This window comes from Armatimonadota bacterium (assembly GCA_017303935.1).
GTDB lineage: Bacteria > Armatimonadota > Fimbriimonadia > Fimbriimonadales > Fimbriimonadaceae > JAFLBD01.
Genome location: JAFLBD010000002.1, coordinates 454,991 through 467,581, shown reverse-complemented (window position 1 = coordinate 467,581; position 12,591 = coordinate 454,991). Strand labels below are relative to the sequence as shown.

13 protein-coding genes are annotated in these 12,591 nt (G+C 54.1%); 5 read left to right on the top strand and 8 right to left on the bottom strand.

Annotated elements, in window-relative coordinates:
- Positions 1-17 precede the first annotated feature (17 nt).
- A complete protein-coding gene (locus J0L72_06800) occupies positions 18-296 on the bottom strand; it encodes a hypothetical protein (GenBank protein ID MBN8690488.1) in 279 nt (92 codons plus the stop codon).
- Between J0L72_06800 and J0L72_06795 the strand changes: the two genes are divergently transcribed.
- The 5 genes from J0L72_06795 (at position 288) to J0L72_06775 (ending at position 6,168) form a co-directional block, all read left to right on the top strand.
- Positions 288-1,100 (top strand): DNA-processing protein DprA, encoded by an 813-nt coding sequence (locus J0L72_06795; GenBank protein MBN8690487.1) that lies wholly within the window; start codon positions 288-290, stop codon positions 1,098-1,100. The two genes, J0L72_06800 and J0L72_06795, sit on opposite strands and share 9 nt — an antisense overlap.
- A gap of 36 nt (positions 1,101-1,136) precedes the next feature.
- Positions 1,137-2,177: an L-threonine 3-dehydrogenase gene (gene tdh, locus J0L72_06790; protein ID MBN8690486.1), complete on the top strand. Its 1,041-nt coding sequence runs from the start codon at positions 1,137-1,139 to the stop codon at positions 2,175-2,177.
- A gap of 61 nt (positions 2,178-2,238) precedes the next feature.
- The gene (locus J0L72_06785) at positions 2,239-4,071 is read left to right on the top strand and encodes a tetratricopeptide repeat protein (protein MBN8690485.1); all 1,833 of its coding nucleotides are present in this window, start codon (positions 2,239-2,241) and stop codon (positions 4,069-4,071) included.
- A gap of 98 nt (positions 4,072-4,169) precedes the next feature.
- The gene (locus tag J0L72_06780; protein ID MBN8690484.1) at positions 4,170-5,366 is read left to right on the top strand and encodes a glycine C-acetyltransferase; all 1,197 of its coding nucleotides are present in this window, start codon (positions 4,170-4,172) and stop codon (positions 5,364-5,366) included.
- Positions 5,359-6,168 carry a phosphotransferase gene (locus J0L72_06775; protein MBN8690483.1) on the top strand — a complete coding sequence of 270 codons (810 nt, stop codon included), beginning with the start codon at positions 5,359-5,361 and terminating at the stop codon, positions 6,166-6,168. Before J0L72_06780 ends, J0L72_06775 begins: the two co-directional genes overlap by 8 nt.
- On the opposite strand, the gene J0L72_06770 is transcribed toward J0L72_06775, so the two are convergent.
- From J0L72_06770 to J0L72_06740, 7 genes are all read right to left on the bottom strand, one after another.
- On the bottom strand, positions 6,094-6,636 hold the full coding sequence (locus tag J0L72_06770) for a hypothetical protein (protein MBN8690482.1): 543 nt from the start codon (positions 6,634-6,636) through the stop codon (positions 6,094-6,096). The genes J0L72_06775 and J0L72_06770 overlap by 75 nt on opposite strands.
- 269 nt (positions 6,637-6,905) lie before the next feature.
- On the bottom strand, positions 6,906-8,231 hold the full coding sequence (locus J0L72_06765) for a dihydroorotase (GenBank protein ID MBN8690481.1): 1,326 nt from the start codon (positions 8,229-8,231) through the stop codon (positions 6,906-6,908).
- A complete protein-coding gene (locus J0L72_06760) occupies positions 8,228-9,148 on the bottom strand; it encodes an aspartate carbamoyltransferase catalytic subunit (GenBank protein ID MBN8690480.1) in 921 nt (306 codons plus the stop codon). Before J0L72_06760 ends, J0L72_06765 begins: the two co-directional genes overlap by 4 nt.
- Complete coding sequence (gene pyrR, locus J0L72_06755) at positions 9,145-9,675, bottom strand: bifunctional pyr operon transcriptional regulator/uracil phosphoribosyltransferase PyrR (GenBank protein MBN8690479.1); 531 nt, start codon at positions 9,673-9,675, stop codon at positions 9,145-9,147. Before pyrR ends, J0L72_06760 begins: the two co-directional genes overlap by 4 nt.
- Before the next feature lie 38 nt (positions 9,676-9,713).
- Positions 9,714-11,102, bottom strand: coding sequence for a polysaccharide biosynthesis/export family protein (locus J0L72_06750; GenBank protein MBN8690478.1), 1,389 nt, complete (start codon positions 11,100-11,102; stop codon positions 9,714-9,716).
- A gap of 51 nt (positions 11,103-11,153) precedes the next feature.
- The gene (locus J0L72_06745; GenBank protein ID MBN8690477.1) at positions 11,154-12,107 is read right to left on the bottom strand and encodes a hypothetical protein; all 954 of its coding nucleotides are present in this window, start codon (positions 12,105-12,107) and stop codon (positions 11,154-11,156) included.
- A 12-nt stretch (positions 12,108-12,119) separates the two neighbouring features.
- Positions 12,120-12,572, bottom strand: coding sequence for a hypothetical protein (locus tag J0L72_06740; protein MBN8690476.1), 453 nt, complete (start codon positions 12,570-12,572; stop codon positions 12,120-12,122).
- Positions 12,573-12,591 lie beyond the last annotated feature (19 nt).

The window sequence follows — 12,591 nt, the reverse complement described above, 5'->3', positions numbered from 1 at the left end:
TTGTTAGTTATATGTTATTATGGTTGGTGATGAGTGATGCAGTATGGATGCGCGCATTGCTGGCGTGCTTGTATTTGGATGCTGGCGACGGCTTTGCCAGGGCGCCGCGGCATCGCGCCCATCAGGTGCTCCATTGCCTGCGTGTCCATCTGCCTGTGCTCTCGGGAGACTCTTGCTCCCAGGGTGACTTCGACGCATTTGTGAAGGCGGCGCGTGGCGTGCTGCGTCAGCACGGCTTCGATACGGAGGCCGCCATTTTGGGCGCGCAATCTAGGTGCCAGGATTTCATGAAACACGCCGCGGACTCAATCTGCATGGTCGGTGACTCTGCATATCCTGCCCGGTGGCTCACCAGCATGGGCACTAGCGCACCATTGGTCTTGTGGGGTGCGCCGACGCTGGCTGTTGGCGCTGGCGGTCCTGCGTATCACATGGGTCGCTCGCCGAAACGGTGGTTTGGTGTCGTAGGGTCGCGTTGCCCTTCAGCAGATTCTTTGCGCCTGGTGTCCGATGCCGTGCGTCAAGCGACCTCGCTGGGCTACGGCATTGTGACGGGCGGGGCTTCCGGGGTGGATGCGGCGGCGGCCAAAACCGCACGGCTGCTCGGCGCGCCAGTGCTGAATATCGTGCCGATGTGCGGGTTTCATGGATTACGCGCGGTTTGCTGTGCCATTTCTACGCATGTGCGTTCGGATACGCATGACGCGGAGCCTGATCAGGTGCCCTTCATCGCCCGCCACGGCGCAGTGTCTGCCGATAATGTGTTATCTCTGCGCCCGTCTGGCGCTTCATTTAGCACCTCCGCCGCGATGGAGCGCAACCAGCTGATTTATGCCGCAGCCGAGTGCACACTAGTGGTCCAACCTCGATTTAAGGTCGGTGGCACATGGCACGGTGCGTTATCTGCCCACCAGCGCAAGCTCTGCCCGTTGCTCGTCGCCGAAGAGCCCGACAACATGGCTTATCGCGCATTTAGAGCGCTCGGATTTGGCAATTTCGGCATGGATCATGCGGTGCGTGACACGGGTCTTGCCGATGCTATCCGCGAGGCCGAGTTAGGCATCCAGCCCCAATTGCCGTTTTCTGCTGCTGGCGCATGACCCAATTCATCCGTCATTCGGCGGTACCATCAGGTCGTGTTTGCCGTTGCAAAGATGCAGCCTGCCCCTGGCGTTGACATTGTCGAAGTCGACACTCCAAAGATCAAACCAGGGCACGTCAAAGTCGAGATTTTAGGAGGTTCTATTTGTGGCACCGACCTCCACATCCACCAATGGGATGCCTTCTCGCAATCCCGAATCCACCCTCCTCGAATCATCGGGCACGAATTCTGCGGCGAGATCATTGAAGTCGGAGAAGGCGTCGATCCAAGTCGTATTGGCGAGTTCATCAGCAGCGAATCGCACATTGTTTGTGGGACCTGCCGCCAGTGCCAAATGGGGCAAGGCCACGTCTGTGCGAACACTCGGCTCCTCGGGATTGATGTGGATGGCGGATTTGGCGGCTGGGCCGTGATGCCCGCGCAAAATGCACGCACCACGCCGCGTGTTGTCCCTCATGAAGTGGCATCCATGCTGGACGCGCTCGGAAACGCGGTGCACACGGTTGCCGACGGCCCAGTGGCTGGTCAGACATTGCTAATCACCGGGATGGGACCGATCGGGCTTTTCAGCATCGCTGTTGCTAAGGCGTGGGGCGCCGAAAAGGTGATTGTCACCGAAGTGCGGCCGTATCGAAAACAGCTTGCAGAAAAGTTAGGAGCCGATGTGATCATCGACCCAACCCAAGAAGATGCCGATGCAGTGCTTTCTCGCATCGCACCGGATGGTGTGGACGGTAGCCTCGAAATGAGCGGCCACGAATCTGCGCTTCCGCTCGCAATCCGGCACACTCGGCCTGGCGGACGCATCAGCTTGCTAGGGCTGTATCCCAAGAGCGTTCAGCAGATCGAGTTGAACGCTATGATCATGCGAGGACTAAAAGTAAATGGCATCATCGGACGCAAGATTTGGGAGACTTGGGATCAGATGATCGACCTACTGCAAAACAAGAATCTCGACGTGTCCGCGGTGGTCACCCACAAGATGGATTTCCGAGATGTGAACCACGCCATGGAGATTTTGGAGCGAGGCGAAGCGGGCAAAGTCGTGCTTGATTTTTCATCGGCCCGAAACTAGCCCCAGTATTCGCACTAGGTCTGATGCTGATAGGCGCGCTGGCAGGTACAATTCCTGAGTTATGAGCGTTGCTGTTCTGCCGTTTAATGCTGGACCAAACACACGTGCTACCCTTGCTCGGCAATTTGCAAACTTCGCCGCCGAGATCGTACGCGCGCGCACCGGGTCGGAGGTCCACTCTGTCAACTATCTCGTTCGGATAGATGAAAGCAACCCACCACGATTTGCGAATGCCAACCCGGCCGAATCCTTGTCGGAACCAGAATTTGTCAAGCAGCTCTTTGGTCAGGCGGAAGCGAATGTCGCCGTCGATGGTTTGCTGGTTGAAGAAAATGGCAACCTCAAACTCACCGTTCGAGTTTTCTCGCGAGATGATGAGAAGCCGCTCTACGAAGAGACCTTCGATTTCACCGAAGAGAATGTCTTCCCATCGATGCGGAAGCTCGTCGAAGAGATCGCACAAAGAGGCGGCACTCCGTTGCCAAGCGAAGCCTCGACCGACGAAGACCTGTTTGGCACGACCAACAGCCGAGCATTCGTTCGGTTCTTGGAAGGTTACGATGCGCTCCAATACATCGACAAGACTCAAGGCCAAGTCATCCCTGATTTCAATCCTTCTTTCGCCTACAATGCGCTGAACGAAGCCATCAGCTTGGACAACGATTGGGAGGCTCCATACGCCACCCTATTGCAGCTCTGCCGAGCAGCGATGAACTTGCGCATCGGTGATCCAAACGACATCGAAGCTTCCTTGAAAAAGGCGAACGAAACCGTCAACGACGATGTTCGCGGACCAGCTGTCCTCGCCGAGTTGTATCAGTCGACCTCACGATTCAATGAAGCGATCGAAGTTCTCGAAGCCGCTTTGAAGATCGACGACAAAGAACCGGCGCTCATCACCCGTATCGGCATCGCGCAACAATCTCTCGGAATGCTCGCCAATGCCGAGCAGAATTTCCGAAAGGCGGTCGAGATGGAACCTGACGACAAGCCTTCGATGGGATTCCTCGCGCAGGTTATCAGCCAGCAGGAACGCGCCCACGAAGTACCACCACTCTGGCGATCCATCGTGGACAGCAACCCAAGCAACAGCCACGCGTGGGCTAACCTCGGCGCAAGCTTGATGCAGGTTCAAAACACTGCTGAAGCGCTTCGCGTTTTCGAAGAAGGTCTGGAAAAGTCGGAAGACAAGAATGTCATCAAGCGATTCTATGCTCCGGCGCTGGCTAGCCTCCAAGAATGGGACAAGGCGATGGACCTGTACGAAGATCTGTTGGATGAAAATCCGACCGATGTTCAGACTCAAATCGAATATGCGCAGACCCTACAGGGAGCTGGTCGCAGTTTTGAAGTGCCAAAGGTTCTCCGGGATGTTTTGGGCGCAAACCCTGATCCAAACACTCGCGCCCAGGTGCTTGCTTGGCTCGTCGAATTGGAGCAACCGAAGCGCGTTGAATCTGTTCAGCAAGCTGAAGAGAAAATGCAAACCGAGGAGTTTGAAGCTGCGGTCAAGATTCTTCGCCCGATGCGCAACTGGCTCGCCGATTACTGGAAGATGTGGGCACTTTACGCGGCTGCATTGAACCGAATTGGAGACCACCGAGATGCTGAAGATGCCGCAACACGACTGATCAACCTCTTCCCTGGAAACGAGATCGGGTTTGTGGAGTTGGCCAATGCGCTCGCACCGCAGGGCAAGCACGAAGAGCAATACAACGCGATGCGCTATGCGATCACGTTTATGCCGCAGTCGCTTCCGATCGCGATCAACCTTGGCTTGGCTGCAGCTCGATTGGGCCGCAAGGAAGAAGCTCAAGGGCTAGCCGCTCAAATCCGGCAAGCCATTGGTGAGAATCAAGAACTTGAACCGTTGCTCGCCGAAATGGAAGGCTAACTTCGAAGTTTCTGCTGAGCTCGAACTCCCGCGACTGTTGTCGCGGGAGTTCTTTTTTGTGCACCTTCGACCCTCAGTGAATCAGTTAAACTTACGCTATGAATACGTCGCTCACCGCGTGGCTCCAAACTGAAATTGAATCACTCAAGTCGCAAAATCTTTATAAGAAGCCGCGAATTCTGGAATCGCCAGCTGGTGGGCGGGTGACAATGGACGGGAAATCGGTCGTCAATTTGTCCTCGAACAACTATCTTGGACTTGCAAACCACCCCGCCGTTCGACAGGCCGCACTAGATGCCATCGAAAAGTGGGGCGTCGGGGCAGGAGCTGTGCGATGGATCGGCGGCACGATGGGCGTTCACGATGAGCTCGAGCAACGCTTAGCGAAATTCAAGAAAGTTGATGCGGTGCTGGTCTTCACTGGTGGATTTACGGCGAATTCAGGGTGTATTCCAGCCGTCCTGACCAACAAAGATGTGGTCATCAGTGACGAGCTTAATCACGCCTCCATTATTGATGGCGTTCGACTCTCGCCTGCGAAATATAAGAAGTCTGAAGGGTTTGTTTACAACCACAAAGACATGGCGCACCTTGAAGAGATCCTCAGTAAGACACAATCGTTCGAGAAACGAATGATCATTACGGATGGTGTCTTTAGCATGGACGGAGATATCGCACCTCTTCCCAAGATCGTCGAGTTGGCAGAAAAGTACAACGCATTCGTGATGGTGGATGACGCTCATGCTAGCGGAGTTTTGGGGAAAAATGGTGCCGGTACGGCGTCACATTTTGACCTCTATGGTCGCGTGGACATTCAACTCGGCACGCTCAGTAAGGCTCTTGGAGTAGTGGGTGGATACATCGCTGGTTCTGCCCCGCTCAAAGAATGGTTGATCAATCGAGGAAGGCCGTACCTCTTCTCTACTGCGCACCCTCCGATGGTCGCAGCCGCCCTGATCGCTGCACTGGATGTCATGGAAAATGATCCTGAGCCGATGCAAAAATTGTGGGCAAACACCAAATGGTGGAAGGAGAACTTGGCGCAAAACGGATTTGATACGATGGGCAGCGAAACCCCGATCACGCCAGTCTATGTGGGCGATGAAGGCAAAGCCCAGCTGATGGAACGCATGCTATGGGACGAAGGCGTTTATGCACTGAGCATCGTGTATCCAACGGTTGGGTTGGGCAAGGCTAGACTCCGAACAATGCCGAGTGCGGCGCACAGCCAAGACGACCTTGAATTTGCACTAAAAGCATTCATTAAGGTTCGCGACAAGCTCGCCAATGGCTGACCCGTTAGAACTTCTGCGGAGCAATTTTAGTTCGGAAAGCGAATTTATTCGCGCCATAGAATCAGGGCGAAAATCCGCAGAATACTTGGCGTCCAAGCACGATTTAGCGCTGGGAGATTACCTCCCTGGCGCGTCGACGAGCCTGGTGATTTCTGCTGGTGAAAATCACGTGATCAAGGTGGTTCTGCTTGGCGAGGAAGCCGACTCTGGAACGAGATTCCTGACGCTGGCACAAGGGCACGGCGTCATTGCCATCGAAGATCAACAGGATGGAGCGATTCTGATGCCGCGAATCAGGCCAGGAACGGACATATCGTCTCTTCCTACCGAAGAGGCGATCACTGTTTTCTGTTCCCACGCGAACCGGTTCAGAGAGATTGGCAACTTCGATGGGTTAGCAGAGGCGCACTCATTCTTTAGTGATGAGGAACTCCGTAATCCGTTCCTGACCAAAATGTTGGACACCACGAAGGAGGTCTGTGCAGTACATGGCGATTTGCACCACTACAACATCCTTTTCGACGGGCGAGAAACCGTTGTGATTGACCCAAAGGGGCTCGTGGCCGACCCTTGCATGGAAGCGGCGGCAATTCTTCGAAACCCGATTCCACAACCCACTGATATCGATCTGGGGCAAGCAATTGAGCAGATTGCAATCCAATGTGAACTCGATCCGAACAGAATTTGGGGATGGGCGCGCGCAATTACAGAATTGTGCGCGATCGGATCAGGGCCGCTCGTTTCCGATTTTGCTCTCGCTTGCGACCGAATCTCCGGTCTCAGCAACCGGTTTTGGGTCTAGCTTGTCCGCATACCGGAGAGCTTTGTTGATGTGAAAATCTCGCACCATTTCGAACTGTTGTCCGGCCTCAGATTCTCGCACCACCACTGCCAATCGATGTTGTTGAACCGCTTCTCGAATGAGCGTTGCAATTTCCCTATTTGGAACTTGGCCTTCTAATGCCGGCGCAATTTCCAAATACACGGCAAGCAAAATCGGAGGCTTGTTTCCTGGGGGTGCCGAAAAAGTACCCTTAGTCAAGGTAATCGCATCGGTTGGGTTTCCCTGCTTTGCAAGACAGAGTGCAAGCCGCAGGCTATCGTTCACGCGCCGATCCGGATCGGTGCCATATTCCTTCAGGCTTCGCCGAAAAGCAATCTCCGCTTCTCGCCACAACTGCGCCGTGCGGAACACTTCACCAACTCGGTAGGCGACCTCTGTTCCTGCCACTGGTCGTAGATACGTAGCTTGTTCGCGCGCGAATTTCACGAACATTTTGTCGCGATTTTCGACGGATATTTCATGGGCCAATTGCCGCGTGTAAAGTTGAAAATAACCTCGCTTGATATTTTTCTCAACAATTTCCAGCGAATTATTTTCATTGAGAGACGGATTGTTTGGGTCCGGCGGGACATCGTCCGACATCACCAAAAAACTCGCGAAAAATAGCAAAATAACAATAAAAATAGTCGAAAAAAGCGCAAACCCCGGAGTGGAGCGATTCGCTTTTTCGACTATTTTTTCGTTATTATTTGTGGTCAATTGATGGAGGTTACTCGAGCATTGTCAAAGGACGCATCGCGGTAGATTTCGCTTCCCGAAATGGTTAGTACGGCTTTGCCCTTCAATTCCATGCCGTTGAATGGGGTGTTCTTCCCTTTGCTAAAGGTCTTTTGAACGTCAAACTTCCACTTCAGCTCGGGATCAATCAATGTCACCTGCGCTACAGGGCTGTCCCCAGGGCGAAGGGTGCCGGCATCCAACCGCAAAATCTTCGCAGGTGCCGTAGAAAGCTTGCGAATGGTTTCTAGCGGCGAAAGCACTCCCGAATGGGTCACATGGGTCAGCGTCACGCTCAAGCAAGATTCCAACCCGGCCATCCCAAACGGTGCTTCATCAAACGGAACCTGAACCTCATAGTCCGCGTGTGGCGAGTGGTCGCTTGCGATTACATCGATTGTCCCATCGGCCAAGGCTTGCATCAGAAGATCAATATCGACTTGAGTTCGAAGCGGCGGAGTCGTTTTGAATTCAGGTGCGAAGTCCGCCATCATCTCTTCGGTGAGGCAAAGGTACTGCGGACAAGTTTCACACGTCACGCGCGCGCCCAGATATTTGGCTTGGCGAATCATCTCGACGGCGCCCCAGGTCGAAACCCGCATGATGTGAACCTGGCACCCAGTGTGGAGCGAGAGGAGGCAATTTCGCATCACCATGACTTCTTCGGCGCTGCGCGGCATCCCCTTGAGTCCGAGCATGGCACTCACTGCGCCTTCATTCATCACTCCGCCATCGCTGAGCGTGTAGTCTTCGCAGTGGGCCAAGATCGGAAGATCGAGCTGGTTGCAGTACTCCATCGCCCGGTTCATCACCTTGGAGTTCTGTGTCGCACACCCTTCATCGCTAGCGGCGACAATTCCGGCCTTTCGCATCGCTTCAAGATTCGAAATGCGGTCCCCACGATTGCCTTCGGTGAGCGATCCGACTGGAGCCACAAAGACGCCTCCAGCCAATGGACTCGCAGCGCGATCTAGGATGAAGTCAATCAGCGCCGCGTTATCGAGCGGCGGATTGGTGTTTGGCATGCAACAAACGGTGGTAAATCCCCCTGCGGCAGCTGCCTGAGTCGCGGTTGCGATCGTCTCTTTTTGCTCTTCGCCCGGCTCTCGGAGGTGGACGTGCATGTCCACCAAACCTGGCGTGATCCAAAGGCCCGTGCAGTCGATGATTTCGTCAGCGTCTTCTTCAACCTCGACGTCTGAACCAACTTCGACAACGACCTCGTCCTCGATGATCACGTTGCCGATCACGTCGAGTTCTTGCGAAGGGTCAAGGATTCGACCGTTTTTCAGAATGATTTTCATTTCGATTCTCCGTTGCCTTCAAACACCCAGTGCAAGGCCGCCATGCGAACAAAAATTCCATTTTCGACTTGCCGGTGGATGACCGAATTCGGTCCGTCTGCGGCAAAGTCATCCAGCTCAATTCCACGATTAAGCGGGCCTGGGTGCATTACCAGACAATCATCTTTGGCCACCTTTAGAGTTTCTCGATTGACTTGGTACATCCGGCGGAATTCACCGACAGAGCTCAGCAGTCCGTCTGACATCCGTTCCTTTTGTAGGCGTAAGCACATGATCACGTCGGCGCCTTCGATTCCAGCGAGAAGATCGTGGTGGATCGCACCTGGAAGCCTTCCACCATCGGTTGGCATCAGCATCTTGGGGCCAACAAAGTGCAATTCAGCACCCATTTTGCTGAGGAGCCAAGCGTTCGAACGAGCGACCCGCGAGTGCAAGATATCACCCACGATGGCGACTTTGAGACCCTGAAAATGTCGTTTCTTTTCCAGGATGGTCAATGCATCGCCGAGAGCTTGCGTGGGGTGCTCGTGCTCGCCATCACCTGCGTTGACGATCGGGCCTCCAAAGAATCGAGCCGCAAGATTCGCCGAGCCGCTGGAACGATGACGCATCACCAAGGCATCCAATCGCTCGCCTTTGAGTGTCAGCAGCGTATCTTTCAGCGTTTCCCCTTTCGAAAGCGATGAGCTTTGCGCGGCAAAACTGCTCACGCGGTAGCCAAGGTAGTTTGCCGCTTGCTCGAAGCTAACCCGTGTTCGCGTGCTGTTTTCAAAGAACAGAAGGCCGATCACCTTGTTGCCGTGTGACTTCATCGGCGTGTCGTGATTGATGCCCTTTTTGAACTCTGCCGCAAGCTTCAGCAAGTCTTGAATCTCGCTTTGCTTGAGGTTTCGAATGCTGGTTAGATTTCGACTCATGCTCTCTCTCCTTCCGAATAATGAATCACGGCGTCTTCGCCGTCAAATTCTGCAAGTTTCATCTCGATAAAGTCGTTTGGCGCAGTGACGATCGACTTGCCGCAGTAATCAGGCTGGATCGGCAGTTCGCGATGGCCACGATCGATCAATACTGCCAATTTGACGCTGGCCGGACGACCATATTTGAGCATTTCGTTGAGCGCCGCCCGGATCGTGCGACCGGTGTAAATCACTTCGTCCACCAAGACGACGTTCTTTCCAGTGATCGAAAACGGGACTTCGCTTTGGTTTTGATCGGAGGATTCGCGGTCGTCGCGCGCGCCCGAAATATCGAGTTTCCCGTGAGATATCGGGCTGTCTTCGATCTGCGCCATCAGAAAGGCGAGACGCTTGGCGACCGGCCAACCTTTTTTCAGGATTCCGAGCACTACCAAGTTCTGGCCGCCTCCATTGGCCTCCAAAATCTCGTGCGCCAAACGGCCCAAAGTCCGTTTCATCGCCTGCGCATCCAGAACCACCACGCTCATATATGGTGATTATGGCCCGCGAAGCAAATGCGGCGTTGTTATCGCCTTAGTAAAGATTCGACGACTAGCGCGCCGCTGAGTGCTTGGCTGACACCTTGCAACGTGATTCCCTTAGGTGTGCCGACAAAAACAACGTCGTCATCTTTGAGGGCTGGGTTTTGGCTCAAGTCACCATCTTTGACAAATTTGTCCAAATGGTATTCCTTGGCCACCAGTTTGCCGCCTTCGTTAGTCATCAAGGTGACTCGGTGCAACGAGCCGGATGGATCGAGCCCTCCAGAGGCGCCAATCGCGTCGATCAATCGGTAATTTCTGCCGTCAATCATCGGCACAAGCCCTGGCTTTATGACTTTGCCCATCACATAAAATCCGCGCTCATTGCGCAAAACATAAACCGAATCGCCGTTCAAAATCGGCATGCCCGGTTCAGTTGGGCTTGGGTTTGCGTTGCCTACCAACACTTCACCATTTCTGAAAATCAGCACGCCTTCCCCCGTTCCATCTTGAGTGACGCCACCAGCGGTTGCGCCAACAAGTTGGGGAAGGGTCGTTCCTTCGCGAACGCCAAAATCTCCGGGCTTCGCCACATAACCGCTCACCGAAACTTTCAGGCGCTGTGGAGGCTGAACGACGACCGTATCGCCGTCTTGGAGCATGAACTCGTTGTTGCCAAAATCTCTTCTCGGCGCAAAGGTGTAGTTCTCTGGACCGCGTCGAACGGTGATTTCGATTTCATCAAAAACTGAAGGCTCAGCGGTGATTTCTCCCGCGCTAGCGATCGCTTGGAAAATATCTGCGCCCGAACGGATGCGCTTTTCGCCCGGTGATCGAACCAGTCCGAGCACCCAAACGCGCACAAGTGGGACAGGCATAATCGTCACCAAATCGCCGGGTTGCATTGGGCCATTCCATTGGGCACCGTCGCCCTTCATGAGTTTTGCCAAATCAACTGTGGCAACCTGTTTGCCTTGCCGATAGATTCGAGTTTCAAACATGTCGAGCGGCGATGGCATTTTGCTCATCGCGATGACTTGTCGAAGTTCGAGGTTAGGCTGGAACGGGTATCCACCGCCACCAGATGTTGAAGCGGAAGCATCACCGTCACCTCGGACCACAAAGACCGCCTGTTGACGTTCTTGGGTGATGACAATGGAGACTTTGGGATCTCGGACATAGCGCTTCATCCGCGTTGTGATCTGGTCCTGAGCTTGAGAAATCGTCAATCCTTCGAGCTTGAGGTTGCCAAATCCGATTCCGCTCACAGTTCCGTCGCTGAGAACCACATAGTCGCCCTGATACTCGGAGAATCCGAGAACAACGACCTTCAATCCATCGCCGGGCTTAAATCGAAACACATTGGCCTGGCCCAGAGTTTGAGCGCACGCGAGTGCCGACACCATTGAAAGGGCGATGAGAGATCGTTTCATATCGTTTGCCAACCCCGCAAAAATCGTGGGTTATTGAAATGATTGGCAAACCTAAAGCGATTTCTTAGAGTTATCCGAGCACAAATAGTTTGCGCCGGCCGCAAATCTCGCTCGCCAAGCCGTCCAGTTGTGGCCCTCGTTCGAAATCGCCACTCCGTGAGGCTTCTCCAACCGTCGGAGCGCATCCGTCATTCGGTCGTTCGAGACGGTCAAAACACCCTCAAATCGTCCCCAATCAAAAAAGAGCTTAAGGTCTGGATGCAGCCGTTTGAGCGCAGAAATCGCCAAGACCCCTGGCGAAGCCCAAAAAGCTCCGGACTGACTGTGTACTCCACCTTGAACAATGTCCGGATAGCGCTGGGCGATTCGCATGCTAATCAATCCTCCGAGGCTCGCGCCGCCAACATAGACGTCTTGTGGCGCCTTGGACGCCTTCCGAACGAGGTTTCTGACCGCAGGAAGGACGTCGTGAACGATGTACTCCTCGTATGGAGCGCTCGACTTCCAATACTCCGACATTCGGTTGCAAGGCGGCACAAGAACCGTGGCCACTTCTAGTCCGAGATTTGCAAAGATGTTCTGCGGTTTGCAGAAAGTCTCGTAATCGCCGCCATCGGCATAAATGAAAATCGGCAGGTCCTGTTTGGCGGATTCCGGGGCAAAAACCGTGATGGTTCGCGCATCCGCGTGCCCAGCGACTTGCCGCGCATAACGAAGGATGGTTTGCTTTGGAGTGTCGTTGGGGCAATCGTATCGGTATGCCTTGCCTTCAAAAACGCTATTGAATCCCCCGATGCCGTTACTGACGTGGGTGTCATGCGTCGGATCAAGCGTCCAATGTCCATCCACCACGAATTGATATTCAACGCGGGAATCGTCTGGGAGATCCACCGAGAGCTCCCAGTGATCCCCGGCACGCTTCATCGGCCTGGGTCGATCCCATCCAAAAAGGTCGCTGGCAAACGAAACCGAGTGCGCCCCTGGAGATTCAATGCGAAAAATCATAGTCAGGCGCGGTTATCTGGGCAGCGCCGGATAAAGCCCACGATTGATGCCTGCGACGTCGACCAGCCAACGACCTTCTTTTCGCACCATCGGAAGTTCAAACTTCTCTTCGTATGAACCGGGATCGCCGACGTTGCGGAACATCATCACCTTAACCGAAGCTTCATCCGGGCTCGACTGGCTGGACCCATTCAGGCGAAACGCGAACAGATAATGAGGCGCCGCCACCTTCGTAGCGTAATCCCATTGCTTCTTGATATCCTCTTTCGATGCACCGCTGATGTAACTGAGATCAGTCAGCTTGGCCGAGTCACCTTTGGCAAGAGCAAACATGAACTTCGCACCCGCCGAATCCGGCGATTCTTGATTGAATAGCAGGAATCCGCCGATGACCAAAAGACCAGCCAAACCCAACACCACGATGGGATTAGCTCTTCCATTTCGAATTCGCGAGCGATTTTGCATAACTTCGAGCGCTTCTATT